This window comes from Roseomonas aerilata DSM 19363 (assembly GCF_000711725.1).
In the GTDB taxonomy this organism is placed as follows: Bacteria; Pseudomonadota; Alphaproteobacteria; order Acetobacterales; family Acetobacteraceae; genus Roseomonas; species Roseomonas aerilata.
The window spans coordinates 162,836-189,591 of record NZ_JONP01000002.1 but is presented as its reverse complement, the minus strand read 5'-3'; the positions used below and the strand labels follow the sequence as shown (position 1 = coordinate 189,591).

Genomic DNA, 26,756 nt, shown 5'->3' with positions numbered 1-26,756 from the left:
GGCGGGCGATGATCCCCGCATGAAGGTCCTCGTCCTCGGTGCCGGCGTCACGGGGCTTGCCGCCGCCTATCTCTTGGCGCGGGACGGCCACGCCGTCACGGTGCTGGAGCGCCGCGGGGGCGTCGCGCTGGAGAGCAGCCACGCGAATGGTGGGCAACTCTCCTACTCCTATGTCGCGCCCCTGGCGGGGCCGGGCGTCATCGGCAAGCTGCCGAGCTGGTTGCTGGACCGGGACAGCCCCGTGCGCTTCCGCCCGCGCCTCGACCCCGCGCAATGGGCCTGGGGGGCGCGCTTCCTTGCCGCCTGCAACGCGGGAACGGCGGACCGCACCACGCGCCGCTTGCTTCTCCTCTCCTTCCTCTCGCGCGACCTGACGCGGGCGGTGATCGGCGACGAGGCGATCGAGTGCTCCTTCCGGCACGCCGGCAAGCTCGTCGTCTATTCCGATACGATCGGATTCGAGGCCGCGCGCCGCCTGGTGGACTACCAGCGATCGCTCGGCAGCGAGCAGGAGCCGCTCTCGCGCGATCAATGCCTGATGACGGAACCGTCGCTCGCGGGCATCGCGCACCGCATCTGCGGCGGCATCCTGACGCGCGGCGAGGACGCGGCCGAGTGCCGCCTCTTCTGCGCGGGGCTGGAGGCGGCGATGCGCGGCGGCAATCTCGGCGTCACCTTCGCCTTCGGCACGGAGGTGCGGCAGATCCTCGCGGTGGGCGGCCGCGTCGTCGGCGTGCTGACGGATGCGGGCGTGGAGGAGGCGGACGCGGTCGTGCTGGCCATGGGCGCTGGCAGCACGCGGCTGCTGGCGCCGCTCGGCATCCGCCCGCCGCTCTACCCGCTGAAGGGATACAGCCTCACCCTTCCCATCGCCTCGGACGAGGCGGCGCCGCGCATCAGCATCACCGACTTCGCGCGCAAGGTCGTCTATGCCCGCCTCGGCCGTGACCTGCGGGTGGCGGGGATGGCGGACCTGGTTGGCTACGACACGCGCTTCGACCTCTCGCGCCTCGACCTTCTCGTGCGGCAGGCGCGGGAGGCTTTCCCGGATGCGGCGGACTGGAAGACGCTGCGGCCCTGGGCCGGGCTGCGGCCGGCCACCCCCACTGCCCTGCCGATCCTCGGACCGGTGCGCGGGCTGCCGAACCTGCACCTCAACATTGGCCACGGCGCGCTCGGCTTCACCCTGGCCATGGGTTCGGCACGGGTGGTGACGGATCTGCTCGCCGGACGGGCACCGCCGATCCCGATGGATGGTTTCGCCGCCTGACCGGCCTTCCCGGCGCGGGGCGCGCCGGTCAGGATGATGCGAACCTGGACAGGGAAGAGACAAGAATGCGATTCGCCCCGATGCTCGGCGCGCTCGGCGCCGCGCTGCTCGCCTTCGGCACGCCCGCGAGGGCGCAGGCCCCGGCGCCGGCCCCCGCCGCCGTCTCCCGCGGCGCCACGCCGATCTTCGACGGGGTGAAGAGCCGCGACTACGTCCGCTGCGGCGTCTCGCAGGGCACGCCCGGCTTCTCCACGCCCAACAGCCAGGGCGGCTGGTCGGGCTTCGACGTGGACTTCTGCCGGGCGCTCGCCGCCGCCGTGCTCGGCGACGCGAACAAGGTGCGCTATCAGGCCTATTCCGCGCAGCAGCGCTTCACGGCGCTCCAGTCCGGCGAGATCGACGTTCTCTCGCGCAACACCACCTGGACCTTCCAGCGCGACATCCAGCTCGGCCTCGAATTCGTCGGCATCGCCTTCTACGACGGCGCCGGCTTCCTCGCGCGGAAGTCGCCGGGGCTGGAGCGCGCGGCGCAGCTCGACGGCGCCTCGGTCTGCGTCCAGACGGGATCGACCAACGAGCTGGTCGTGGCCGACTTCGCGCGCACGAACAACATCCGCCTCAATCCGCTTGTCTTCCAAAACCTCGAGCAGATCTTCGACGCGCTGTTCAACGGCCGCTGTGACGCCTTCAACTGGGACCGCGCGGCGCTGGCGGGCACGCGGCTGCGCGCGCCCAACCCTGACGACTTCGTGCTGCTGCCGGAGGTGCTGAGCAAGGAGCCCTACTCCCCCGTCGTCGCCCAGGGCGACCAGCGCTGGCTGGAGATCGTGCGCTGGACCCTCTTCTCCCTCATCGAGGCGGAGGAGCAGGGCGTGACGAGCGCCAACCTCGCCGAGAAGCTCCGCAGCACCGACCCCAACACGCAGCGCCTGCTGGGCGTGACGGGCAATTTCGGCACCATGCTCGGCCTGAACGACCGCTGGGCCTATGAGGCCGTGCGCCAGGTCGGCAATTACAGCGAGATCTTCGCGCGCAACCTGACGCCGATCGGGATCGACCGAGGCGTGAACCGGCTCTGGAGCCAGGGCGGGCTGATCTACGCGCCGGCCATGCGTTGAGGCTGGCGGGGCGGGGGTTGTCCCGCCCCGTCCGCTCCACTTCGGACAACCGCCCCCGGCGCGGTCTCCAGAAGCAGCATCCCGGCGCAGCCGCGTCGCCGCGGTGTGTCGGTTCGCATGTTCGCCGGGATAACCTGACTGTCTGAGAGACGGTTCCCGCAGGCCGGGAACGTGGATCACCGCCCCGAGAGCGTCGGGGCGGCGCTCGTCGTTGCCGGCAAGGCTGTTCGAAAGCATTCCCCGGCCGGCCGGCCGGCGCTGCGCCGGTGAAGGGTCAATGAAAAATTGACACCCGCGCCGACGCCATCCTAGCCTCCAACAATTCGATGCGCTGTACCGACTGACGGATAGATAAGAATATACGCGGGGACGCGCCTGGGGTGTCCCGTCATCGCGAAGGGAGCGTTTCATGCACCTCACCGCACTCGGCCACGCGAAGGCCGCGCCTAAGGTCTCGCTCCCCCTCCCGGAACCCGGGCTGACGCCGGGCGAGCTCATCCGTCGCGCCGTCTCGCTCCGCCCCATGCTGCGGGACCGCCAGGCGGAGCACGAGGAGCTTGGCACCTATGCCCCCGACCTGCACGATACATTCGAGCGGATGGGCTTCTACCGCATCACCCAGCCGCGGATGTTCGGCGGCTACGAGTTCCCGCCCGCCGTCTTCTTCCGCACCATGGTCGAGATCTCGCGCGGAGATCCCGGCGTGGGCTGGTGCCTCACCCTCGCCGCGTCGCACGCCTTCCTCATCGCCTCCCACTGGCCGGAGCGGGCGCAGGCCGAGTTCTTCGGCGAGACCGGCCACTTTGTCGCGCCGCACCGCGCGCTGCCGCTCGGGACCGCGACGCCCGTACCGGGCGGCTACCGGATCGAGGGGCGCTGGAACTACTCCTCCGGCGTGCCGCACGCGACGCATTTCATCGGCACGGCGATGCTGCAGCGCGAAGGCGAGCCGCCTGAATCCGTGCTGGTCGTCGTGCCGCGGGGCGAGTTCACGATCGTGAAGGACTGGGGCGGCGACGAGATCCTCGGCATGCGCTCGTCCGGCTCCAACACGGTGGTGGTGGAAGGGGCGGTCATCCCCACGCACCATGTCGTGCCCTTCAACGCCCAGTTCTGCCGGCCCGAGGAAATGGCGGAGGGCACGCCCGGCACGCGGCTGCACGGCAACCCGATGTATCTCGGCCGGATCATGGGCCTGTACCACGCCTCGCTCGTTTCGGTGATCGTCGGGGCGGCCTGGGCGGCGATCGACGAGTACGAGGCAATCATCGGCCGCTTCAAGGTGCCGACGGATCCGAACACCCTGCGCGCCGACCACCACGATGCGCAGCGCGTGATCGGTCTCGCCCTCTCGCGCACTGACGCCGCGGAGGCGATCCTTCTCCGCACGCTGGACCGCTACATGGAGCTGTGCGACCGCTGGGCCGCGGACGGCACGCCGATCAGCGTGGAGGAGAACCTTCGCCTGCGCGCGGTGCTGCAGCAGGCGGGCGCGATGGCCTCGGACGTCGTGGAATCGCTGCTGCGCTCCGCGGGTGCCATGACCACGAAGAAGGGCAACCGGCTGCAGCGCTACTTCCGGGACGTGACGATGTACCGCACGCACAGCTCGGCCCAGCCCGAGGAGTTCGCGACCTTCGTGGGCCGCGCCCATCTCGGCCGGCCCATCGGCATGCGCGGGCTGTAAGGAAGCGCACAGTGGACGGGGTGACGCGACAGGCGCCGCCTGTTCTGGCCGACCAGGGCTTCTTCTGGGTGGGCGTCGAGCGCGAGGAGCGGGCCGGCGGCCTGATGGCGGCTGGGCAGATGTTCGTCCAGTACATGGTGCCCGCCGTGCGGCAGCACGCGCTGCCCGTGGTGATGGTGCATGGCGGCGGCGGGCAGGGGCTCGATTATCTCGGCACGCCCGACGGGCGGCCGGGCTGGGCCACCGCCTTCCTGCGGCACGGATACGCCGTTTATGTCGTGGACCGCACCGCGCTCGGCCGCTCGCCCTATCATCCCGACCTGCACGGCTCGCTCGGTCCGCCGCCGAGCTACGGCCTCATGCGCGGGCGGTTCGTGGCGCCGGAGCTGACCCCGGACGCCTATCCCCAGGCGGCGCTGCACACGCAGTGGCCGGGCGGCACGGAACCGGGCGACCCCGTGCTCGACCAGTTCATGGCGGGGCAGGGACCGTCGGTCGCGGACCTCGCGCGGGTGCACGCGGACATCCAGCGCTGCGCGGCGGCGCTGCTGGACCGGATCGGCCCGGCGGTGCTGGTGACGCACTCCGCCGGCGGCTCCTTCGGCTGGCTGGCGGCGGATGCACGGCCCGGACAGGTGCGCGCCATCCTGGCGGTGGAACCGCAGGGGCCGCCCTTCGCCGCGGCGCCGGGCGGCGAGCTCTCCTGGGGCCTGACCGCCGTGCCCATGAGGTTCGACCCGCCGGCGGCAACGCCCGGCGAGATCGGGCGGGAACTGCGCGCCGCGCCGCGCCCGTACCTCCAGGACTGCTTCGTGCAGGCGGAGCCGGCGAGGCAGCTGCCGAACCTGCGGGACGTGCCCGTGGCGGTGGTGACGGCCGAGGCCTCCTGGAAGGCGGCGGAGGACCACGGGATGGTGGACTTCCTGCGCCAGGCCGGCGTCCCGGTCGAGCATCTGCGGCTGGAGGAGCACGGGCTGCGCGGCAACGGCCACATGATGATGATCGAACGGAACAGCGACGAGATCGCCGCCCTGCTCTGTGACTGGATCACGCGAAGGACGGCGTAACGCGGCCACAGGGCGGAGCAACCGCCCGGGCCAGGGAGGGGAGGAACGTCATGGAGCGTACCACCACGCGCCGCGCGCTGCTGCGTGCCGGCGCCGCGGGCCTGAGCGGGCTCGCTGTTCCGCACCGGGCGCTGGCGCAGGGCCCGCTGCTGGACCGGCCGGCGCGGCTGATCATGAACTTCTCGGCGGGCGGCGTGATGGACACGGTCGCGCGCCTCTACGCCGAGCGGCTGCGCGGGCAGTACGCGCCGCAGGTGATCGTGGACAACCGTCCGGGCGGCGCGGCGCGCATCGGGGTGGAGCTGGCCAAGACCGCCCCCGCCGACGGCACCACCTTCCTGATGACGCCCGAGACGATGATGGTGCTCTACCCCTTCATCTACCGGAGCCTGCGTTACGACCCGCAGCGCGACTTCGTGCCGGTGACGGGCCTTTCCTCCTTCGGCTTCGGCTGGATGGTGGACGCGAACCATCCCGCGAAGGACTTCCACGGCTTCGTCGAATGGGCGCGGCGGCAGACGGAGATCGACTACGCCACGCCGGCCGCGGGCTCCACGCCGCATTTCGTCTCCGTCATCATGGCGCAGGCGCTAGGGCTGCGGCTGTCGCACGTGCCCTATCGCGAGATGGCCATGGCCTTCGCCGACCTCAACGGCGGGCGCATCGCGGCCTATATGTCGGTGATCGGCACGGCGGCGGAGCAGCACCGTTCCGGCCGGATGCGGCTGCTGGCCGTGACGATGCCGCAGCGCGTGGCGACGCTGCCCGACGTGCCGACCTTCGCCGAGCTTGGCTTTCCGCAGTTCACGGCGGACGAGTGGTACGGGATCTTCCTGCCCGCAGGCACGCCGCCGCCGATGGTCGCCGGCCTGCACGGCGCGATTGCCCGCGTGGCCGCCACGCCGGAGATGCGCGCCTCCCTCCTGAGGCTGGAACAGTATCCGGTGGAGACGACGCCCTCGCAATTTGCCGAGCGGCTGCGGGCGGAGCGCGCCCGATGGGAACCGGTGGTCCGCAGCTCCGGCTACGAGGTGGCGGAATAGGGAGCTGGCCGGGGCCCCGCTGCCTGGCCGCCGATAATAGTTGACGGCCGAGCGGCAAAGAGAATAGCCGTCATCTAACGATACAATGAACTGGCTGGCGGATATCAGGACCGTCCGGCCGGGCCGGGAGGAAGCGGGCATGGTTCTCGCACTGGGTCGGCGCGCCCTTGTCGGGCTGCAGGCATCCGCGATGCTGGCGCGCGCGGCGCGCGCGCAGGGACTGGATCGAACCGTGCGCATGCTCGTTGGCTTCCCGCCGGGCGGCGCGGCCGACATTGTCGCCCGGATCTACGCGGAACGGCTGCGGGGCGGCTTCGCCCAGCAGGTCGTCGTGGAGAACCGCCCAGGCGCCGCCGCCCGCATCGCGCTGGAGGCCGCGAAGGCCGCGGTGCCCGACGGCAGCACGCTCGTCTTCACGCCCGAGAGCATGCTGACCATCTACCCGCACATCTACCCGCGCACCCTGCGCTACGACGGTTCGAAGGACTTCGTGCCGGGCGGTGCGACATCCTCCTTCGGCTTTGCCTTCATCGTCGCGCCGAACCATCCGGCGAAGGACTTCGCCTCCTTCGTGCAATGGGCGCGTACGCAGCGCGACGTCTCCTATGCCAGCCCCGCCGCGGGCTCGATGCCGCATTTCGTGGCCGAGCAGATGTCGCGCAAGCTGGATCTCCGGCTGATGCATGTGGCCTATCGCGGCACGGGCCCTGCCATGCCGGACCTCGCCACGGGACGGCTGAGCGGCATCATGGGCGTGATCGGCGACATGGGGGAGCAGCACCGCGCGGGGCATGTGCGCGTCCTCGCGATCACCTCCCCCAAGCGCGTCGCCTCGCTGCCGGACGTGCCCACCTTCGCGGAGCTCGGCCATGCGGAGCTGACCTCGGAGGAACTCTACACGATCCTGCTTCCCGCTGGCGCGCCGGCGCCCGTGGTGGAGGCGCTGGAGCGCGCCATCGCCGCCGCCTCCGCCAACCCCGAGCTGCGCGCTGCGCTGGCGAAGATGGAGCAGACGCCCGCTACGCTCGGCTCGCGCGGCATGGCCGAGCGCATCGCCAGCGAGCGCGACCGCTGGGGGCCGATCGTGCGGGACACCGGCTACACGGCCGAGGAATAGCCTCTCCGCCCGCCGAGACCTGACCGGGAACCAAGCCATGTCCTTCGCCCTCGCTGACCATCCGGGGTTGCGGCAGCTGCCGCTTCCCGCGCCCGAGCCAGGCCTGACGCCGGAGGCTCTCGTGCAGCGGGCCGCGGCGCTGCGCCCGATCCTGCGCGAGCAGCAGGCGGAGAACGAGGTGCGGGGCACCTATGGCGAGGACCTGCACCGCGCCTTCCGCGATGCCGGCTTCTACCGCATCACGCAGCCGCGGCTGTTCGGCGGCTACGAGATGCCGCTGCCGCATTTCTACCGCGTCATGATGGAGGTCTCGCGCGGCGATCCCGCCGTGGGCTGGTGCCTCACGCTCGGGGCCTCGCACGGCTTCGTCGTGGCCTCGCACTGGCCGGAGAGGGCGCAGCGCGAGCTCTTCGGCCCGGACGGGGACTTCATCGCACCACACCGCGCCCAGCCGATGGGCACCGTGACGCGCACTGCCGAGGGCTGGCGGGTGAACGGCCGGTGGAACTACTGCTCGGGCATCCCGCACGCCACCCACTTCATCGGCACGGCGCTGCTGCGGGAGGGCGAGGCCGCGCCGCGCGCCGTGCTCGTGGCCGTGCCGCGCGGGGGCTACGAGATCGTCCCGGACTGGGGCGGGGACGAGACCCTGGGCATGCGGGCCAGCGGATCCAACAGCGTCGAGATCCGCGACACCCTTGTGCCCGCCCATTTCGTGGTGCCCTTCGACGTGCTGTTCGCCCGGCCGGAGGGCCTGGAGAACGGCACGCACGGCACGCGGCTGCACGGCAACCCGATGTATCTCGGGCGCCTGATGGGCCCCTACCACGCCTCCCTCGTCGCCGTGGTGACCGGCGCGGCCTGGGCGGCCATCGACGAGTACGAGGCCGTCTCAGAGAGGATGAAGACCTATATCGACCCAGATGTCCTGCGGGCGGACCACCACGACTTCCAGCGCCCGCTGGGCGAGGCGCTGGCCAAGGCGGATGCGGCGGAGGCCGTCCTGATGGGCGCCGCGGGGCGCTACATGGACCTTTGCGCCCGCTGGGCCCGCGACGGCACCCCTTTCACGGTCGAGGACAACCTGCGGCTCTGGACCATGCTCCAGCAGGGCGGGAAGCTCGCTTGCGAGGTGGTGGAATCCCTGTTCCACAACGTGGGGGCCTTCGCGACGAAGCGGGGCAACCGGCTGCAGCGCTACTTCCGCGACGTGCAGATGTACCGCACACACATGTCCGCGCAGCACCAGGCCTTCGCGACCTACGCGGCGCGGGCGCATCTCGGCCGGCCGACGGGGTTCCGTGGCCTCTAGCGGCGCTTCCCGCCGCTCCGCTTCGGAAAGAGGCGGCCCTGGCGCCGGGCTGTCGCGCCGCCTGCGAAACTTTCAGCCTCGGGCCCGCCGGCTGCGCTAGCCTGCGGCGACGAATGATCAGGGGAGGAGTGCGCTGATGATCGAGACGGACGTGCTGATCGTGGGAAGCGGGCCCGCGGGCTCATCGGCCGCGCTGATGCTGAGCAGCTACGGCATCCCCAACGTGCTCGTCACGAAGTACCGCTGGCTGGCCGACACGCCCCGCGCGCACATCACGAACCAGCGGACGATGGAGATCCTGCGCGACCTCGGCGTCGAGGAGGAGGTGAAGGCGTTGGCCACGCCGCAGGAGTGGATGGGCAATACCGTCTTCTGCACGAGCCTCGCCGGCGAGGAACTCGGCCGCATCCGCACCTGGGGCACGCACCCGCGGAGAAAGGCGGATTACGACCAGGCGAGCCCGTCGGCCATGTGCGACATGCCGCAGCACCTGATGGAGCCGATCCTCTTCGGCAATGCCTGCGCCCGCGGCACGCGCGCGCGGTTCGACACCGAGTACCTCTCTCTCACCCAGGACGCAGAGGGCGTGACGGCGACGGTGCGGGACCGGCTGGGCGGCGAGGAGTACCAGATCCGCGCGAAGTATCTCATCGGCGCCGATGGCGGCCGCTCCAAGGTGGCCGAGGACATCGCCCTGCCGATGGAGGGCCGGATGGGCGTGGCCGGGAGCATGAACATCGTCTTCAAGGCGGACCTCTCCCGCTACGTCGCGCACCGTCCGAGCGTGCTCTACTGGGTGCTGCAGCCGGGATCGAACATCGGCGGCATCGGCATGGGGCTGGTGCGCATGGTCCGGCCCTGGAACGAGTGGCTGATCGTCTGGGGCTACGACATCAACCAGCCCCCGCCGGAGGTGAGCGACGCGCTGGCGAAGGAGGTGGCGCACAAGCTGATCGGCGACGAGACGGTCCCGATCGAGATCACCTCCACCTCGGTCTGGACGGTGAACAACATGTTCGCCACGCGCTACGCGAAGGGCCGGGTCTTCTGCATGGGCGACGCGGTGCACCGGCATCCGCCCTCCAACGGCCTCGGCTCCAACACCTCGATCCAGGATGCCTACAACCTCGCCTGGAAGCTGGCGCTGGTCCTCAAGGGGCAGGCGGATCCCTCTCTGCTCGACACCTACGATGCGGAACGCGCGCCCATCGGCCGGCAGATCGTCACGCGCGCCAACAAGAGCATCGAGGAGTTCGGCCCGATCTTCGGCGCGCTCGGCCTGCTCGACGACCGCGGCTTCGCCCAAATGCGCGCCAACATGGAGGCCCGCAAGGCCGCGACGCCCGAGGCCGCCGCGCAGCGCGAGACGCTGCGCCAGGCGATCGCCTTCAAGGACTACGAGTTCAACGCGCATGGCGTGGAGATGAACCAGCGCTACGCCTCGGCGGCGGTGGTGCCGGACGGCACGCCAGAGCCGGCCTGGGAGCGGGACGCGGAACTCTACTATCACCCGACCACCTGGCCCGGCGCGCGGCTGCCGCATGTCTGGCTCGGCCAGGGCGGCCGGCAGGTCTCCACGCTGGACCTCGCCGGCAAGGGGCGCTTCTCGCTCTTTACCGGCATCAACGGCGGCGCCTGGCAGCGAGAGGTGGAGCAGCTGGTGGGCGAGACGGGCTTGCCGATCGAGGTTTTCATTATCGGCCCCGGCCAGGCCTACGAGGACCTGTTCGGGGACTGGGCGACGATCCGGGGCATCGACGAGGATGGCTGCGTGCTGGTGCGCCCCGACATGCATGTCGCCTGGCGCGCCCAGGATGCCGGTCAGGTCGGAGGGCTGGGCGACGCCCTGCGCGCCGTGCTGGGGCGCGCGGGGGCCGTGCCGGTCAGCCGGGCCGCCTGAGGGCCCTTTCGGGCACCGGCCCTGCCGTCACTCCGCAAATCCCTCGGGTGACGGCATCGGCGGGAGGCCCGCCGCGGTCAGCACGGCGGCCCGGCACTCCAGCAGGGCGCTCCGCAATTCGCCGGCCAGGGCGTTGAAGCGCGAGGCCGGGAGCAGGAGGGACAGGGCGTATCGCCGCCCCGTCCCATCCACCAGCCGCGCCGCGAGGGCGGAGATGCCCGTCGCCGTTCCCTCCTCATCCACCGCGACGCCGTGCGCCGCGGCCTCCTGGATCTCGGCGAGGAGGGCCAGGACGGAGGTGGTCGTCCGCGGCGTGCGCGCTTCCAGCGCCGGCGGCAGCATCGCGCGGATGGCGTCCTCCGGAAGCCCGGAGAGAAGCGCCTTTCCCTCGGCGGAGCTGTGCAGCGGCCAGTGGGAGCCGACGCTGGCGGTCAGCTGGATGGCGCGTGCCGGCGGCGTCACGATCGCGAGCACGACGACCTTCCCGTCCTGCAGCGTGGTCATGGCCGCGGATTCCTGGGTCTTCCAGGCCAAGCGCTCGAGATAGGGCCGCGCGAGCGCCACGAGGTCGATCCGGACCGAGCTGGCGAGCCGCGCGATGAGGGGGCCGAGCCGCACGCCGCCCTGCTGCGGGTCCACCAGCGCGAAGCCCTCGGCGCAGAGCGCGTCCACGAGCCGCTGCACGGTCGGGCGCGGAAGGCCCGTCACGCCCGCGATCTGGCCGAGGCTGAGGCCGGTCAGCTGTCCCTCCAGCGCCTGCAGCACAGCCGAGGCGCGCGAGATGAGCTGCATCCCGGCCCGGGCATCCGCGGCAGAAACCGGAGCAGGGACCGGTCGGGCGTCGCGATGAGGCGTTGTCATGAGGCCTCAGATTGCAGGCTTGGTCGGCTTTGTGAAGCGGCCGCCCGCCGGGCCGGGAGGCCGGTTCAGGCGAGCTTGCGGATGCGCGCCAGCGCCTCGTCCACCTCGTCGGCAGTCTGGTAGGGGCCGAAGCCGAATCGCAGCCGCCGGCCGCGGCGGTCCGTGGTGATCCGGGCGGCCTCCAGCCGGGCCTGCCATTCCCCGGCCTCGTCGAGGTCGAAGGCGAGGAAGTTGCCGCGCCGGGGTTCGGAGAGCGGCACGGCCAGCGAAGCGGGGTCGAGCCCCGTGCCCTCCAGCCCCGCGATGAAGCGCTCCTGCAGGGCATGCGCGTGGGCGTGAATCGCGGCGACGGTCAGGCCGGTCTCCTCCACCCAGCGCAGCGCGGCATCAAGCCGGTAGAGCCCCGAAGGGTCGAAGGTGGCGCCGAGGAAGCGCCGCCCGTCCTCCGCGTAGCCGACGCGCCCGTCGCTCGCGGAAAGGGCGCCGAAGGCGGCGTACCAGCCGGTGTCGCGCGGGCGCGGGAGCCAGCCGGGCGGGCAGTGCAGGAAGCAGCAGCCCTCGCCGGCCATGGCGTATTTGTAACCGCCGGCGGTGTAGAAGACGCGATCCGCCATGCGCGAGAGATCGACGGGCCGCGCCATGAAGGCGTGGTAGCCGTCGATGACCATCGCGGCCTCCCCGGCGGCTTCCGCCAGAGCTTCCAGCCCCGTCAGGGCGTAGCCGGAGTGGAAGAAGACCTCGCTGACCCAGATGAGGTCGAAGCCGGCCCGCGCGGCCTCGGCCAGCCGCGCCACGCAGTCGCCGCCGGGTTCGGAGGGGATCCGGGTGACGGCGATCAGCCCCTCCTCCTCCAGCCGCGCGGCCTGGCGGGCGAAGGAGTGGAACTCGCCGTCGGTGGTGAGCACGCGGGGCGGGCGGCCGAGCGGCATGGCGCTGAGTATGCGGCGGACGAACTCGTGCGTGTTCGGCGCGAAGGCGATGGTGGAAGGATCCGGCAGGCGGAGCTGGGCGGCCACCGCGGCGGCCGCGCGACCTGCCACAGGGCCGAGCACCTTCTCCCACTTGCTGTCGTGCAGGCGGGCCGCGTCGTCCCAGGCGCGAAGCTGGGCCTCGCGCGTCACGTCGGGCCAGGGATGGTGGCTATGGGCCGCGAAGTGCAGCCGGCCGGGTTCGGCCGTCAGGAAGCGCGAGAAATGCGCGCGCAGGTCCAGCATCACCCCTCCGGATTGTCGCCGTGCCGCCAGCGTATAGAGTGGCCGCGGGAGACCGGGAATGACACGACGACGTCAGCCAGCGGCCGCGCCCCGCCGCCCGGCGCCGCCGGACAGGCCAGGCCGCGCCGCGCCGTGACCGAGGATGCCCCTGGCTTCCCGGTGCGCGTGCCCGTCCCGGATCTCGGCGCGGCGGCCCGCGGCAATACCGGAATCCCGGGGGTGTGGCGCTTCGACTCGGGCGTGGCAGGGCCGCAGGCCGTCATCGTCTCTCTCATCCACGGCAACGAGTTCACGGGGGCCGCCGTGCTGGCGCGGCTGCTGCGTGCGGGCCCGCGCCCGGTCCGCGGCAGCCTGACCCTTGTCTTCGCCAACCTCGACGCCTTCGCCCGCTTCGACCCGGCGGACCCCACCCTCTCCCGCTACGTGGACGAGGACATGAACCGGGTCTGGAGCCCGCAGCACCTGGATGGCCGGCGCGACAGCCTGGAACTTCGCCGCGCCCGCGCGCTGCGCCCGGTGGTGGAGGCGGCCGACGTGCTGCTCGACCTTCATTCCATGCTCTGGCCCTCCGACCCGCTGATCCTGGGCAAGGCGACGCCAGCGGCGCTGGACCTGGCACGCGCGATCGGCGTCCCCGGCACCATCGTGGCCGATTCGGGCCACCCGGAGGGACCGCGGCTGATCGACCACGCGCCCTTCATCGCCCCTGGCACGCGCCGGGCCGCATTGCTGGTCGAGGCCGGGATGCATTGGGAGCCCGGCACCGAGGTAGTGGCGGAGGCCTGCGTGCGCGGCTTCCTGCGCGCCCTCGGCATGATCCCGGTGCCCGCCTCGCCCTGCGGCGACGCCTCCGTCTGGCGTGTCACCCGTGCCGTTACCGCCGTCTCGCGCCACTTCGCCTTCACGGGCAGCTTCCGCGGTGGCGCGGTGATCCCGCGCGCCGGCACCCTCATCGCGCACGACGGGGCGGCGGAGATTCGGACGCCGCACGACGACTGCATGCTGGTGATGCCCAGCCCACGCGTGATGCGTGGGCATGTGGCGGTGCGCTTGGCCGAGCGGGCGGAGGGCTAGGCTGCCGCCGGCTCTCCCACGATGGGCTCCTTGCCATCCGCACGGATGAGCGCGGCGATCTCGGCCGCTGCAGCCTCCAGCGCGGCCTCGTCCGTACCCTTGGCGACGAGCGCCACGCCGTTCCCGCCCTCCCGGTAGTAGGGGTAGGAGCCGATATCGAGCATCGGGAAGCGGTTCTGCACGGCGGTCAGCGCCTCGGCGATCGCGCCCTCCAGCAGCCCCGTCGCGTGCAGGGCACGGGACTTCACGGGGGTGCCGCCCTGCAGTGTGGGGGCGACCACCTCGAACATGCTGCGCATGATCCGCGGGACGCCGGCCATGACGTAGACGTTCTCCATGCGGAAGCCGGGCGCCGACGTTTCCCCGCAAAGAATGGGCTCCGCCCCCCGCGGCAGCGTCGCCATCCGCAGCCGGGCGGCATTCATCTCCACGGGCGGGGAGCGGCGGGCGTAGTCGGCCTCCATGATCGCGCGGGAGGGCTCGTGCACCTCCCACGGCACGCCGAAGGCGCGGGAGACGCACTCGCTGGTGATGTCGTCATGCGTCGGGCCGATGCCGCCGGTGGTGAAGACATAGGTGAAGCGGGCGCGGATCTCGTTCACCGTGCCGATGATCGTCTCCGGCACGTCCGGGATCACGCGCGCCTCGCGCAGGGGAATGCCCAACTCGCCCAGCCGCGTCGCGATGAACTTCAGGTTGGCGTCCTGGGTGCGGCCCGACAGCACCTCGTTGCCTATGATGAGAAGGGCGGCGGTGGGCTGGGTCATCTGGCGACTCTCTCGGGCGAAGCCTGCAAGGTTGCGCACTGGGGCGCGGCGTCAAGCCCGGGGCGTGGCGGTGCTCGATCGTGCTTGCGGCTCTGGGGAGAGGAAGAAGGAGTTCTTCCTCTCCCCAGACCCCTCCCCATCATCCCCTTTTTCAGGTTGGGAATGCTTTGCAGTCGGTGCGCCTCGAGCCATGGACCCGAGGCGACTCCACGCGCAGGAAGGGCGCTTAGAAGAGCCCTAGCCCCCAATCATCGCATCCGCGCCAGCCAGATGGGGGTCCAGGAGCCTCAGGCCCTTGGCGGGTGAGGTTCGGAGAGGGCGGCGCCCTCTCCGAGGCCGCAACGGAGGTCAGAAGAACCTCAGAGAAAATCCCTGAGCAGCGCCACCAGCGGCTTATCGGCCGGCGGCATCGCGTAGTCGCCAAGCTTGTTCGGCCGCACCCAGGCCAGGGCCTGGCCTTCCCGGCCCTCCGGCGTTCCTCCCCAGCGTCGGCAGAGATAGAGGGGCATCAGCAGGTGCCGGCCGTCCAGCGGGTGGGAGGCGAAGGCGAAGGGGGCGAGGCAGGCGGCGGAGACGTCAATGCCCAGTTCCTCGTACAATTCGCGGATCAGGGCGGCTTCCGGTGTTTCCCCCGGGGCGACCTTGCCACCCGGAAATTCCCAGAGGCCGGCCATGTGCTTGCCTTCCGGGCGGCGGGCCAGCAGCACCCGCCCGTCGGCATCGATCAGCCCGCAGGCGACCACCAGCAGCAGGTTGGTCGCGGCCTCGGTGCCGGCGGGGGGCGGCGCGGGCGGCGTGGCAGGTTCGGAGGTGGCGGAGAGCTCCGCCCGCCCGGCGCGGAAGCGGCGGACGGGAAGGCGTGCGTTGCGGGCGGTGAAGTCCTGCTCGGCCCAGCCATCCTCCTGGAAGCCGATGCGCGCCAGCACGGCGGCGGAGCGCGCGTTCTCCTCCAGCACGGAGGCGTGGATCACGTCGATGTCGAGGTTGGCCAGAGCCCAGCGCGCGAGGCGGCCGGCGGCGCGGGGGCCGATGCCTTGTCCCCAGTGGCGCCGCCCGACCCAGTAGCCCAGCTCCGCGTGCCGCGGCGCGTCGCGGGTGGTGGTCAGGCCCACGCAGCCCACCAGCGCCTCGCCCCGCATGATCGCGAGGTGCCAGCCCGCGCCCGCCTCGATCTGCGCGCGCGTGGAGGCGATCCACTCGTCCGCCAGCTCTCGGGAGTAGGGGAAAGGGACGCGCGCGAGCATGCGCGCGACCTCCCAGTCGTTCACCAGCCGGTGCAGTTCGGCCGCGTCCTCCGCGCGCAGGGCGCGGAGGGTGAGGTCGTCCACGGCGAGGGGCGCGAAGATCGCGTCGCTCACATCGGCCCTCCCGGGCGGTGCCGGGCGCGGGGGCGCCGGGTCAGCGGCGCCACCATCCCTTCTTTGCCGGAGCGGCCGGGGCTTCCTCGGTGCCCAGCAGCACGGGCTGCACGACGGTGCCGACCACCGGCTCCGCGCGCGGCGCCTCGGCCTCGGGGGCCACGGGCTCGGGTGCCTCGGGCGCCGGGGCGAGCGCGGCGGGCTCGGGCGCAGGGGCCTCGGCCGGCACTTCGGCGGCCGGCTCGGCCGGCGCCTCGGCGATAGGCTGGGCCGGCTCCTCGGCCGCATCCGTCGCCGGCGGCTCCGCGGCGATCGGGATCTCGCGCAGGCTGCGGGGGGCGCTCGCCTCCTCCGCCGCGTCCAGCGTGTCCATCAGCGCGTCATAGGTGCCGCCGAAGGGATCGGCCGGGGTGGGGCCGGCGTAGCGCGGGGCGGCGTCAGCCGCGGGGCGCGAGGTGTCGCCCTCGGCGCGCGGGGCCTCGTCCTCGCGGCGGCGGCGGCCGCCGCGGCGGCCACGGCGGCGGCGGGCATCGCCCTCGCCCTCCGGGCGGTCGCCCACCGGCCGCTCCTCCTCGGCCGGCGCGGCCTCGGCAGCCGCCTCCTCCTCGCCGGCATCGCCGGGCGCCTCCTCCGGCAGTTCCTCGGCGGAGGACTCCTCCTCGCCCTCGGCCTCGGGGGCGCCTCCCTCCTCGCGCCGGCCGCCGCGGCGGCGGCGGCGGCGGCGGCGGCCGCGCTCGCCATTGGCGTCGCCGGGGGCGGCCTCCTCGGCGGCCTCCGTGGCGCCGGTCGCTTCCTCGGGCGGGAGGATCTCCTCCTCTTCCTCGTCGTCGCCGCCGCCGGAGAGGATCACCGGCTCGGGCGCGTAGTCCATGCGCAGTGCGGGCATCGCGGCGGGCGCGGGGACCGAGGTCTGCGGCCGGGTGCGCTCGATGCGGTTCTGCGCCGCGGTCATCGTCGCGTCCGGCTCGAAGATCACGCACATGTCGTGGCGGCTTTCCACCGCCGCCAGCCGCTCGCGCTTGCGGTTGAGGATGTGCATGGCGACGGCCGGGGAGCAGTGCACCACGATCTCGGCGGCACGGCGCTTCGCGCCCTCCTCCTCGATGGCGCGCAGCACGTGCAGCGCGGCGCTCTCGTCGGAGCGGACGATGCCCAGGCCCTGGCAGTGCGGGCAGGTGACGAAGGAGTGCTCGGTGAGGGAGGGGCGCAGCCGCTGGCGCGACATCTCCAGCAGGCCGAAATGCGAGATGCGGCCGACCTGGATGCGCGCGCGGTCGTGCTGCAACGCCTCCTTCATCCGCCGCTCGACCATCGCGTCGTTGCGGCTGCTCTCCATGTCGATGAAGTCGATGACGATGAGGCCGGCGAGGTCGCGGAGCCGAAGCTGGCGCGCGATCTCGTCCGCGGCCTCGAGGTTGGTGCGGAGCGCGGTGTCCTCGATGTGCCGGTCGCGGGTGGCGCGGCCCGAGTTCACGTCGATGGAGACCAGCGCCTCGGTCTGGTTGATGACGATGTAGCCGCCCGAGCGGAGCTGGACCGTCGGGGACATCATGGCGTCGAGCTGCTGCTCCACGCCGGCGCGGGCGAAGAGGGGCATGCTCGGGTCGCGGTAGAGCTTAATCTTGCGCTCGTTCTGCGGCATCAGCATGCGCGTGAAGTCGCGCGCCTGGCGGAAGGCGTCCTCGCCCTCGATCTGGATCTCCTCGATCTCGCGCGCGAAGTTGTCGCGGATGGAGCGCTTGAGGAGGTCGGCCTCCTCATAGACCAGGGCGGGGGCGGTGGAGGACAGGGTGCGGGTGCGGATGTCGTCCCAGAGCCGCAGCAGGTACTCGCAGTCGCGCCGGATCTCGGGCTTGGGCCGCTGGGCGCCGGCGGTGCGGACGATGATGCCCATGCCGCGCGGCAGGCCCACCTCGTCGATCACCTCGCGCAGGCGCTTGCGGTCGGCGGCCGAGGAGATCTTGCGGGAGACGCCGCCGCCCTTGGGCGAGTTCGGCATCAGGACCGAGAAGCGGCCGGGCAGGGAGATATAGGTGGTCAGCGCGGCGCCCTTGTTGCCGCGCTCCTCCTTGACGACCTGCACGAGGATCACCTGCCGGCGGCGGATGACCTCCTGGATCTTGTAGTGGCGAAGGAACTTGGAGGGGACCCGGCGCTCGCGGCGCTCCTCGTCCGTACCCTCGCGGTCCTCGCGGTCCTCGCGGTCGTCGCCGCCAATGGTCTCGGGGGGCGGGGTATCGTCGGAGACGGTCTCGACCTCGTTGCCCTCGTCCTCCTCCCCGGCGCCGGCCTCGGCCCCGATTTCGGCGACGGGGTCGCCCTCGCTCACCCGGTCCACATGCATGGTCATTGGCTGAGCCTGGGGGGGGCGGGCCTCCGGCGGCGGGGCGCCGTCCTCGCCGCCGCCGGTCTCGCCGGCGATGGGGGAGGGGGTGGGGTCGATCGGGGCGGCGGGGGCGGGCGGGGCTTCCTCGGCCGGGGTCACGGCGGGGGCGCCGTCCTCGCCCAGGCTCTCGCCGGGGCCGCTGAGGTCGATACCGACGGCCCGCTCGAGGGCGCTGGCGCCGGAGGTCGCCGCGGGCTCGGCCGGCGCCTCATCGGTCGTCTCGCCGGGAGCCTCGTTCGGGGCTTCGGCGGGGGCCGCCTTGAGGGTCAGGTCCTCGGCGGCCTGCTCGGGCTCCGACGACGCGGCATGCTCCAGGGGCAGGGCCTGCTCGATCGCCGGCGTTTCCTCGCCCGCGGCCTCAGAGCCGAGCGCCGCGTCGGCGGCCTCCTGGACGGCGTCCGAACTGGGCGATGCGACCCCCTGGCGGCGGCCGTGCCGGTCCCGGTCGCGCCCGCGGCCCCGATCACGGTCCCTGTCGCGATCCCGGCCACTGCGCTGGAGGTCGGCGTCGTCGCGGGGCGCCACGCGCTCGGCCGCGGTCTCGATCTCGTCCTCGGGGTCTTCCTCGGCGGCTTCCTGGGCCTGGGCTTCCAGCAGGCGCTGCCGGTCGGCGACGGGGATCTGGTAGTAGTCGGGGTGGATCTCGCCGAAGGCGAGGAAGCCGTGGCGGTTGCCGCCGTACTCGACGAAGGCGGCCTGCAGGCTGGGCTCCACCCGGACGATCTTGGCCAGGTAGATGTTGCCCTTCAGCGGGCGGCGATTCTGGGTCTCGAGGTCGAAGTCCTCAAGACGGTTGCCGTCCAGCACCACCACCCGCGTCTCTTCGGGGTGGGATGCATCGATCAGCATGCGCTTGGTCATGGAAGAGAGGGCTCCGCGCCGCGCGGGGCTCTGTGCAACCGGCGGCGGTGAGGGTTGGGGGGCCGGGAGGGGACCGGCGCGGAGCGAGGGTGACCGTCATCCGCCGCCGTTCCTTTCTCCCGCGGGCTCGGGGCCCGGATGCGCTCATGGGCAACTGAATGCCCGGGTGGGTTCGGGCAGGGGGTGCCCGTTTGCTCTCGGATGCCGAGGCATCCGATGGGTTCGTCCTCGGGCGCCGGGGCGCCCGTTGTCGCGGCCCTGCGCGGACCCCTCGGCGCGGCGGTCCCCTCTCCTTTGGCAGGCGAGGGGCGCGCGCGGGCGGTCCGGCGGCTGGCGCGTCGCGGTCCGCCAGGCAGCTCAGGGGATAGACCCATGAGGAGCGAGACGGGGCCCTGTCGCGCCGCGTGGCGCGCGCCGGCGAGGATTGCTATCCGCGCCCCCGGTTCCCCGGGCCGGCTCGCCCGGCCGAAGATCGGCGCTGGCGGCGGCCCCTTGGCCGGGGTGGCGCGGGTCGGGCGTCCATCTGGTGGACCGGCGGCCGTTCTGTGTCGGCCGCGCCCGGAACCCTCCACCGGCGGCGTGCCGCCGGGGCACTGCACCATACGCAGGGGGGGAGCAGGGGGCAAGGCGCTGTGTGTGCCGCGGGACACACCGGCGGGGGAAGCGGCGGGAAGGGCTGGGACTCGCTTCCGCGTGAACGCTCGGAAGGGGGGAGATAGGCTTTGTGGCAAGGATCGGCCGCATTCGCGGTGCTACGATCCACGAAGGATTCCCGCCGGGGATTCGGGGATGCCGGGTGCCGCCTGGCCTGGGGAGGGGTCTGCGGAAGGGATGAAGTCGTTTGCGACGCGCCGGGGCCTTCTGGCCGCAGCCCTTGCCGCCACTGCCACCGCCGCTGGCGCAGCCCTGGCCGACCCGGCCGATGCCGCCGCGCCCGCCACCCTGCGCGCCGAGGGCGACGGCGCGCGCCTGGTGCTGCCCGGCGGGGCTGCCAGCGGCTACCGCCTGCTGGCCGAGGCGCGGCCGGCCCAGCTGCTTCTCAGCCTGCCCCGGCACGGCTGGCGCGGCCCGCTCGTGCTGCCCGGCGCCGGCCCGGTCCGCGCCGCCCGCTGGGAGCCCCGCGCCCGCCGGCTGGTGATCGACCTCGCCGCCCCCGTCGGCGTGCCGGACGTGGTGCAGGAGGGCGGGGCGCTCGTCCTCTCCCTCCGCCCTGGCCCGGGCGACGCCTTCGTGCGGATGGCCGGCACCGGGCGGCCGATCGTGCAGGGCACCCCGGCGCCGCGCCCCCTGGTGGTGCTGGATCCCGGCCATGGCGGGAAGGATCCCGGCACGATCGGCGCCGCCGGCACCTACGAGAAGCGTATCGTCCTCGCCGCGGCGCAGGAGATGCGGCGGCGGCTGGAGGCCGGCGGGCGCTGCCGGGTGATGATGACCCGCACCCGCGACGTCTTCGTGCCGCTCGCCAACCGCGTGGAGTTCGCCCGGCGGAACGGGGCCGTGCTCTTTGTCTCCGTGCACGCCGATTCGGCCCCGGGCGCCCGCGGGGCGAGCGTCTATACTCTCTCCGAGACGGCCTCGGACGCCCTTTCGGCGGGCCTTGCTCGGCGGGAGAACGCGGCGGATGCGGCGGGCGGGCTGAACCTGCCGCCGGTTTCGGCCGATGTGCAGCGCATCCTGCTCAGCCTCGTGCGGCAGGAGACGCGGCAGGGCTCGGTGCGGCTGGCCAATATGGCGGTGGGCGCCCTTCGCCCCCGCGTGCCGCTGTTGCCCAACACGCACCGCCAGGCGGCCTTCGCCGTGCTGAAGGCGCCCGACATCCCCTCGGTGCTGGTGGAGATCGGCTTTCTCTCCAACCGGCAGGACGAGGCGCAGCTCAACCGGGCGGATCACCGGGCGGTGGTGGCCACCGCCCTTGCCTCGGCGGTGGAGGACTATCTCGAGCGCCCCGGCCTCGGCATGGCCTCCTTCGGCTAGCTCACCTCGTCGAAGGCCGGCCGGACCGATTCGGCCCGCGCCTGCTCGGGCTACGTTTCAGACTGACCGGTTCCGCGCGGAGGTGTTAAACCCCGGCCCCTGAGACCTGTGCTAGAAGCACCGCTTCGCCCCTTCGGGCGCGGCGCGGCCTGCCATGGCCCCGCCCGCGGGGCTTGCGACACGACGGACGACGGATGGGCCGCCCCGGCGGGGCCGCCATGAGGATTGGGATGGCTTCGAGAGATCTGCGCGCCGAACGGCCCCTGGTGGGCGAGCGCCGCCCGCGCGGTGCCGATCCCCTGCGTTCCGGCGGTGGTGGTGACGGCACGGAGCCGCCGGTGCCGCCCGCCGGCTCCCCGCGACGCCCCGGCAAGCCCCGCCCGCGCCGCGCCATCTGGCTGCGGCGCACCGTGGGCTTCGTCTTCGCGGTCGGCATGATCGGCGTGGTGGTCGGCGGCATTGCCGGCTACGGCCTCTGGCGCAGCGCGACGGCGGACCTGCCGGACCATGCCTGGCTGGCCGACTACCAGCCGCCGCAGATGTCGCGCATCTACGCCGCCGACAGCCGGCTGATGGCCGAGATGGCGATCGAGCGGCGGGTCTTCGTGCCCATCGCCGCCATCCCCAAGCGCGTGCAGCAGGCCTTCGTCTCGGCCGAGGACCAGAATTTCTGGACCCATGGCGGCGTCGACCCGCTGGCCGTCGCCCGCGCCGCCTTCACCAATCTTGAGCAGCTCGGCAGCGGCCGGCGCAGCATCGGCGCCTCCACCATCACCCAGCAGGTCGCCAAGAACATGCTGGTGGGGGCGGATCGCACGATGATGCGCAAGGTCCGGGAGGCCATCCTCGCCCAGCGGCTCGAGGGGGCCATGAGCAAGGAGCGGATCCTCGAGATCTACCTCAACGAGATCTTCCTCGGCGCCCAGGCCTATGGCGTGGCCGCTGCCGCGCAGAACTACTTCAACAAGGGCCTCGACGAGTTGACCATCGGAGAGATGGCCTTCCTCGGCGCCCTTCCGAAGGCGCCGAACAACTACAACCCCAACCGCCACCCCGAGGCCGCCAAGGCCCGGCGCGACTGGGTGATCGAGCGCATGTTCGAGGACCGCGCCATCAGCCGCGCTGAGGCCGATGCCGCCAAGGCGGAGCCGCTGATCGCCCGCGGCCGCGCCCGCCCCGACCTGGTCGCCGTCGGCCAGTACTTCACCGAGGAGGTGCGGCGCGACCTGAACGCCCGCTTCGGGCCGGAGCAGACGACGATGGGCGGCCTCGTGGTCCGCACCTCCATGGACCCCAAGCTGCAGGCGGCGACCGAGAAGGCGCTGCGCGACCACCTGATGGCCTATGACCGCCGCCGCGGCGGCTGGCGCGGGCCCGTGGCCAAGGTCTCCCCCGCCGCCGCCGAGTGGATGCCGGCGCTGGAGGGGGTGAACCGGGTGCCCGGCATGCTCGCCGATTGGCGGTTGGCCGTGGTGCTGGAGGTGAACGCCCGCGAGGCCCGCCTCGGCTGGGCCGAGCGCCCCGCGCCCCGCGCCGCCGCCCAGCCGCGCGAGGGCCGGATGGCCTTCGAGGACATGGCCTGGGCCCGCCCCGTGCGCGACGGGCGCCTGGGCGCCGTGCCGCGCCGCATGCAGGACGTCGTCTCCCCCGGCGACGTGGTGATGGTGGAGACGCTGCCCGCCGCCCAGGGGCGCAATGCCCGGGCCGAGCGCATCGTGCTGCGCCAGATCCCGGAGGTGGAGGGCGCCGTCGTCGCGCTCGACCCCGCCACCGGCCGCGTGCTGGCGATGTCCGGAGGCTTCGACTTCGGCAAGTCCTGGTTCAACCGCGCGACCCAGGCACTGCGCCAGCCCGGCTCCTCCTTCAAGCCCTTCGTCTATGTCACGGCGCTGGAGCAGGGCATCCCGCCCAACCAGCAGCTGCTGGACGCGCCCTTCGAGATGAACACGCCGCAGGGCGTCTGGCGGCCCGGCAACTACGGGGACCGCACCTCTAACGGTTGGGTGACGATGCGGACGGCGATCGAGAAGTCGCTCAACCTCGTGACCATCCGCCTCGCTCAGGAGGTGGGGATCGACAAGGTGGCCGATACCGCCCGGCGGTTCGGCGTCATTCCGAACATGCCGCGCGTGCTGTCGATGTCGCTCGGCGCCGGAGAGACGACGGTGATGCGGATGGCCGCGGGCTACGCCGCCTTCGTCAACGGCGGGCGGGGCGTCGAGCCCTCGCTCATCGACAGCGTGCAGGACCGCTTCGGCCATGTGGTGTGGCGCAACGACGCGCGACGCTGCCAGGGCTGCGACGCCGATGTCTCGGCCGGGCCGCCCCGGCTGGCGGATGCGCGCCGCCAGGTGGTGGACCCGATCGCGGCCTATCAGATGGTCTCCCTGCTGCAGGGCGTGACCACCAGGGGCACGGGCATCGCTGCGGCCAAGGGGCTGAACCGCCCCGTGGCTGGCAAGACCGGCACCACCAACGACTACTACGACAACTGGTTCGTGGGCTTCACGCCGGACATCGTGGTGGCCGTCTGGGTCGGCTTCGACGATCCGCACAGCCTCGGCGAGGGTGAGACGGGCGGCGGCAACGCGGCGCCGATCTTCAACGAGGTGGTGGCGGCGGCCCTGCAGGACAGCCCGCCCGTGCCCTTCCGCGCGCCGCCGGGCGTGGCGCTGGTGCGCGTCTCCACCAGCAACCGCGAGTCGATCCTCGAGCCCTTCAAGCCCGGGACCGAGAACGCGGCTCGTCCGCCCATGGGCGGCAACGTCGCCTCCGGTGGGGATGCGGCCGGCCGCTCGGCCGGCAGCACGGCCTCGGCCGTGGACAGCAGCCTGGGCGGGCTCTACTAGGGCCGGCCCGGGCGCCCCATTTGGGGAAGCACCCGCAATACAAGGAGATCGGATCGGCGCCACCCGATTCGACCGGATCTCACGACTGGACCCGTTGAACCATGCGCGCCGATGCCGAGGGCCTGAAGGCCCAGATCGCCGATAGCGTGGCGCTGCTGCGCCGCCACCTGAACTGGGATGCCGCCCTCGTCCGCCTGCAGGAGCTGAACGCGCGGGCGGAGGACCCCTCCCTCTGGAACGACGCGGCGGCGGCGCAGAAGATGATGCGCGAGCGCACGCGGCTGTCCGACCAGATCGACGGCGTTCGCCGCATGGAGCGGGACGTCAACGACGCGCTGGAGCTGATCGAGATGGCCGAGGCGGAGGGGGACGCCGCCATGGCCGATGCCGCCGTTGCCGACCTGCACGCCCTGGCGGCCGAGGCCAAGCGCCGCGAGATCGAGAGCCTGTTGTCGGGCGAGGCGGACAGCAACGACGCCTATGTCGAGGTGAATGCCGGCGCCGGCGGCACGGATGCGCAGGACTGGGCGGAGATGATGCTCCGCATGTACACGCGCTGGGCCGAGGCGCATGGCTACAAGGTGTCCATCACCGAGCAGAGCGAGGGCGACGAGGCCGGGATCAAGTCGGCCACGATCCAGGTGAGCGGCCCCAGCGCCTATGGCTGGTTGAAGACCGAGATGGGCGTGCACCGCCTCGTGCGGATCTCGCCCTTCGGCGGGAACGACAAGCGGCAGACGAGCTTCGCCTCCGTCTATGTCTACCCGGTGATCGACGACAAGATCGAGGTGGACATCAACCCGGCGGACCTGCGCACCGATACCTTCCGTGCCTCGGGCGCCGGCGGGCAGCACGTGAACAAGACTGAATCCGGCGTGCGCTTCACGCATATCCCGACGGGGATCGTGGCGGCCTCGACGCAGGACCGCAGCCAGCACAAGAACCGCGTGATCGCGATGAACATGCTGCGCGCGCGTCTCTACGAGTTGGAATTGCAGAAGCGCGAGGCGGTCTCCGCCGCGACCGAGGCGGGCAAGACCGATATCGGCTGGGGCCACCAGATCCGCTCCTACGTGCTGCAGCCCTACCAGATGGTGAAGGACCTGCGGACGGGCGTGGAGAAGGGCAACCCGGCGGCGGTGCTCGACGGCGACCTCGACGATTTCATGGCCGCGGCCCTGGCCAGCCGCGTCGGCGCGACGCGCTCCGAGGCCAGCGCCAGCGCGCGGTGACGGACGACCTGTTTCCCGCGGCCCCGCGGCCGCAGGACCGGCACGATCCCGGCGGCAAGGTGCGGCTGCGGATCGGGGAAGAGGTGGTCAGCCGCGCCGAGTTCTCGCCGGATGGCCGCTACCGCACGGTGCTGGAGCGGCGCTGGGATGGGTTGCCCTTCGGCAGCCCCGGCGTCTGCGCCTGGATCATGATGAACCCGAGCACGGCTGACGAGACGGTGGACGACCCCACCGTGCGCCGCGCGCGCGACTTCACGCGCCGATGGGGCTTCGGCGCCATGGTCGTGTTGAACGCTTTCGCGCTGCGCGCCACGAAGCCCACGATGCTGCTCGAATGCGAGGACCCCGTGGGGCCGGGGAACGACGCCGCCATCGCCGAATGGGCGGCGCGGGCGGATCGGGTGGTGGTCGCCTGGGGCCTGCCGCCGAAGCGGCTGCGCGGCCGCGCGCTGCAACTGGCCGCGCTTCTGGAGGGGGTGGGCGCGAAGCCGCTGGCGCTGAAGGTCACGGCGGATGGCCAGCCCGGCCACCCGCTCTACATCGCCGGGGACACCTTGCCCCAGCCCTGGGTGCCGCCCTCAGCCTGAGCGGCGGTTGGTGAAGCGGGCATTGCCGAGGCCCGTGCCGATGGTCAGCACGCCCCAGCGCTCCACGTCCTTCGTGTTCGGGATCTCGCTCAGTCCTTGCAGCACGGCGTCGTTGTGCATGATGACGACGCTGGGGTGGCCGCCGATCTCCGGGATAGCCTCGGCGATGGCGCTCGGCAGGTGGAAGCGGCTGCTCTCCCAGTTGCCGGGGAGGTTCTGGCCGCCGCGGTCGATGGAGCCGTCCTCGCGGATGATGCCGGGGCAGCCGATGCCGATGAAGGGTGCGAGGGAGCGGTGCTTGCTCTCGGCCAGATCGATCATCCCGCGCAGCATGGCGACGATCCGCTCCACCGCCTGCTCGCGTGTCGGGTTGTCGTCGCGGTGGCGCCAGAGTTCCAATCCGACGACCTTGGCGGCCGAGAGGTCGCGCGCCTTCCTCAGGTTCAGGTCCACAAGGCCCGCACGGATGTTCGTGCCACCGATATCCACGGCAAGCAGGCTGTCATGGCCGGAGAAGATCCAGCTCGGCGCCAGCTGCGCGGCGCCGATCAGCGCGGCCTCGTCCGGCTCGTGGGTGATCGGCACGAGCTCCACGCCCGTCCCTTCGGCCTTCAGCAGGAGGGAGGCGCGGCCGATGGAGAGCTTGCCGATGCGGCTGCCGCTCATGCCGCCGCCGACGACGATGCGCTGGGTGTCCTTCCAGCCTTTGTGACGGAGGAACCGGCGCGTGACGCTGGCGAGTTCCTGAGCAAATTCCTCGATCACCCCGTGGATGAGCGCGGCGGCCTCGGGGCGCTCGTCGTTCAGGAGCTTCTCCAGCCGGCGGTTGGAGACCTCCTCCGTCTCCGTCTCACCTAGTGGGTCCTCGTCGCCGAGCTTGTGCAGGCGTTCGCGCCAGTCGTCGAGGATCGCGCGGAAGGCGCGCTTGCTGGCGCGGTCGCCGATGAAGCCGTCCTTGTCGCGCAGCTCGGCGTTGTAGGCGTCCAGGATCACATGGGGCAGGTGCGACGACGCGTGACCGCTGGTGGGCGGCGCGATGGCATGGTCCGGCATGCTTCGATGGTTCCCCTCGGTACAGG

19 protein-coding genes are annotated in these 26,756 nt (G+C 72.3%); 13 read left to right on the top strand and 6 right to left on the bottom strand.

Annotated features, from left to right (window positions below):
- The first annotated feature begins 19 nt into the window (after window positions 1-19).
- The 8 genes from BO39_RS03710 (at window position 20) to BO39_RS03675 (ending at window position 10,514) form a co-directional block, all read left to right on the top strand.
- The gene (locus tag BO39_RS03710; protein ID WP_043830141.1) at window positions 20-1,270 is read left to right on the top strand and encodes a D-amino acid dehydrogenase; all 1,251 of its coding nucleotides are present in this window, start codon (window positions 20-22) and stop codon (window positions 1,268-1,270) included.
- Window positions 1,271-1,335: 65 nt separating this feature from the next.
- Window positions 1,336-2,388 (top strand): amino acid ABC transporter substrate-binding protein, encoded by a 1,053-nt coding sequence (locus BO39_RS03705; protein ID WP_245614931.1) that lies wholly within the window; start codon window positions 1,336-1,338, stop codon window positions 2,386-2,388.
- 409 nt (window positions 2,389-2,797) lie between these two features.
- Window positions 2,798-4,075: an acyl-CoA dehydrogenase family protein gene (locus BO39_RS03700; protein ID WP_052401424.1), complete on the top strand. Its 1,278-nt coding sequence runs from the start codon at window positions 2,798-2,800 to the stop codon at window positions 4,073-4,075.
- An 11-nt stretch (window positions 4,076-4,086) separates the two neighbouring features.
- Entirely contained in the window at window positions 4,087-5,142 is a 1,056-nt protein-coding gene (locus tag BO39_RS03695; protein ID WP_052401423.1) for an alpha/beta hydrolase, read from the top strand.
- Between the two features lie 50 nt (window positions 5,143-5,192).
- Window positions 5,193-6,185, top strand: coding sequence for a Bug family tripartite tricarboxylate transporter substrate binding protein (locus tag BO39_RS03690; protein WP_052401422.1), 993 nt, complete (start codon window positions 5,193-5,195; stop codon window positions 6,183-6,185).
- Window positions 6,186-6,324: 139 nt separating this feature from the next.
- Complete coding sequence (locus tag BO39_RS03685; protein ID WP_169742726.1) at window positions 6,325-7,302, top strand: tripartite tricarboxylate transporter substrate-binding protein; 978 nt, start codon at window positions 6,325-6,327, stop codon at window positions 7,300-7,302.
- A 37-nt stretch (window positions 7,303-7,339) separates the two neighbouring features.
- Entirely contained in the window at window positions 7,340-8,614 is a 1,275-nt protein-coding gene (locus BO39_RS03680) for an acyl-CoA dehydrogenase family protein (RefSeq protein ID WP_052401420.1), read from the top strand.
- Window positions 8,615-8,750: 136 nt separating this feature from the next.
- On the top strand, window positions 8,751-10,514 hold the full coding sequence (locus BO39_RS03675) for an FAD-dependent oxidoreductase (protein ID WP_043830139.1): 1,764 nt from the start codon (window positions 8,751-8,753) through the stop codon (window positions 10,512-10,514).
- 27 nt (window positions 10,515-10,541) lie between these two features.
- Here BO39_RS03675 and BO39_RS03670 read toward each other — a convergent pair whose 3' ends face one another.
- Window positions 10,542-11,306, bottom strand: coding sequence for an IclR family transcriptional regulator (locus BO39_RS03670; RefSeq protein ID WP_052401419.1), 765 nt, complete (start codon window positions 11,304-11,306; stop codon window positions 10,542-10,544).
- Window positions 11,307-11,440: 134 nt separating this feature from the next.
- Entirely contained in the window at window positions 11,441-12,589 is a 1,149-nt protein-coding gene (locus BO39_RS03665; RefSeq protein ID WP_043830137.1) for an aminotransferase class V-fold PLP-dependent enzyme, read from the bottom strand.
- Window positions 12,590-12,721: 132 nt separating this feature from the next.
- Between BO39_RS03665 and BO39_RS03660 the strand changes: the two genes are divergently transcribed.
- Window positions 12,722-13,663, top strand: coding sequence for a M14 family metallopeptidase (locus BO39_RS03660; RefSeq protein ID WP_043830135.1), 942 nt, complete (start codon window positions 12,722-12,724; stop codon window positions 13,661-13,663).
- Here the strand turns inward: BO39_RS03660 and BO39_RS03655 are convergent.
- The 3 genes from BO39_RS03655 to BO39_RS03645 form a co-directional block, all read right to left on the bottom strand.
- Entirely contained in the window at window positions 13,660-14,430 is a 771-nt protein-coding gene (locus BO39_RS03655) for a competence/damage-inducible protein A (RefSeq protein WP_043830133.1), read from the bottom strand. The genes BO39_RS03660 and BO39_RS03655 overlap by 4 nt on opposite strands.
- A gap of 359 nt (window positions 14,431-14,789) precedes the next feature.
- Window positions 14,790-15,788: a bifunctional GNAT family N-acetyltransferase/(deoxy)nucleoside triphosphate pyrophosphohydrolase gene (locus BO39_RS34905; RefSeq protein ID WP_052401418.1), complete on the bottom strand. Its 999-nt coding sequence runs from the start codon at window positions 15,786-15,788 to the stop codon at window positions 14,790-14,792.
- A gap of 40 nt (window positions 15,789-15,828) precedes the next feature.
- Entirely contained in the window at window positions 15,829-19,035 is a 3,207-nt protein-coding gene (locus BO39_RS03645) for an Rne/Rng family ribonuclease (RefSeq protein WP_043830131.1), read from the bottom strand.
- Window positions 19,036-19,866: 831 nt separating this feature from the next.
- Here BO39_RS03645 and BO39_RS03640 point away from each other — a divergent pair.
- The 4 genes from BO39_RS03640 (at window position 19,867) to BO39_RS03625 (ending at window position 25,677) form a co-directional block, all read left to right on the top strand.
- The gene (locus BO39_RS03640) at window positions 19,867-21,009 is read left to right on the top strand and encodes an N-acetylmuramoyl-L-alanine amidase family protein (protein WP_052401417.1); all 1,143 of its coding nucleotides are present in this window, start codon (window positions 19,867-19,869) and stop codon (window positions 21,007-21,009) included.
- A gap of 230 nt (window positions 21,010-21,239) precedes the next feature.
- Window positions 21,240-23,858 carry a penicillin-binding protein 1A gene (locus tag BO39_RS03635; protein ID WP_169742725.1) on the top strand — a complete coding sequence of 873 codons (2,619 nt, stop codon included), beginning with the start codon at window positions 21,240-21,242 and terminating at the stop codon, window positions 23,856-23,858.
- Between the two features lie 101 nt (window positions 23,859-23,959).
- The gene (prfB, locus tag BO39_RS03630; protein WP_084697821.1) at window positions 23,960-25,090 is read left to right on the top strand and encodes a peptide chain release factor 2; all 1,131 of its coding nucleotides are present in this window, start codon (window positions 23,960-23,962) and stop codon (window positions 25,088-25,090) included.
- A complete protein-coding gene (locus BO39_RS03625) occupies window positions 25,087-25,677 on the top strand; it encodes a DUF1643 domain-containing protein (protein WP_052401416.1) in 591 nt (196 codons plus the stop codon). The genes prfB and BO39_RS03625 overlap by 4 nt, the downstream gene beginning before the upstream one ends.
- On the opposite strand, the gene BO39_RS03620 is transcribed toward BO39_RS03625, so the two are convergent.
- A complete protein-coding gene (locus BO39_RS03620; protein WP_052401415.1) occupies window positions 25,669-26,730 on the bottom strand; it encodes an ROK family protein in 1,062 nt (353 codons plus the stop codon). The genes BO39_RS03625 and BO39_RS03620 overlap by 9 nt on opposite strands.
- Between the last annotated feature and the right edge of the window lie 26 nt (window positions 26,731-26,756).